Source organism: Streptomyces sp. NTH33, from assembly GCF_003236365.1.
In the GTDB taxonomy this organism is placed as follows: Bacteria; Actinomycetota; Actinomycetes; order Streptomycetales; family Streptomycetaceae; genus Streptomyces.
In genome coordinates this window covers 1-752 of sequence record NZ_POTZ01001031.1, presented here as the reverse complement: position 1 = coordinate 752, position 752 = coordinate 1, and the positions used below count along the sequence as shown (strand labels likewise).

Annotated in this window: 1 pseudogene; it reads left to right on the top strand. The window is 70.9% G+C overall.

What is annotated here, in order from left to right:
* Nucleotides 1-18 precede the first annotated feature (18 nt).
* A pseudogene (locus C1I97_RS38265) lies at nt 19-521 on the top strand (ATP-binding protein).
* Nucleotides 522-752: the final 231 nt, after the last annotated feature.

The following is a 752-nucleotide window of genomic DNA, read 5'->3' as shown; positions in this document are numbered from 1 at the left end:
TGTATAAGAGACAGGGGCATGGCGGGGCTGGAGGGTAGGGAACAGCCGCGGGGGAAGTCACGTGCGACCGCGGCGCGCTGGTCGCCCGCGGTCGGGACGAACGCGCGCAGCAGGCGCTGGAGTTGTTCGGCAATCCTACGGAGGCGGAGGTTCCGCTGCCGTCCCGTCCCGAGTCCGCCGCCACCGCCCGCCGCCTCGCCCAGGTCGTCGTCCTGCGCCAGTGGGGACTGACGCCGAAAACGGCCGAGGACACCGTCCTGCTCGTCTCCGAACTCGTGGGCAACGCCGTACGGCACACCGGCGCCCGGGTCTTCGGCCTGCGGATGCGCCGCCGCCGCGGCTGGATCCGCGTCGAGGTCCGCGACCCCTCCCGCGGGCTGCCGTGTCTGATGCCGGTGCAGGAGCTGGACATCAGCGGGCGCGGCCTGTTCCTCGTCGACAAGCTGTCCGACCGCTGGGGAGTCGACCTGCTGCCGCGCGGCAAGACGACGTGGTTCGAGATGCGCGTGGTCGACCGATGACGGGCGCCTCGTTCATCTGACCGTCGCTCATCTCGGTGTCCGTACGTGTGATTCGCCCGCTTTCTTACCTTATTTCTCTTTAATGGTTCGGGTGACCACGACCGATCGCCGCGGTGTGCTGCGGACCGGTGCCGGGCTCGTCGCCGGGGGCGCGCTCGCCGCCGGGTGTTCGTCCACCGGTGCCGCCCCGCGCTCCGCCGCGCCCTCCGTACCGTCTTCCGGGGCTTCGGA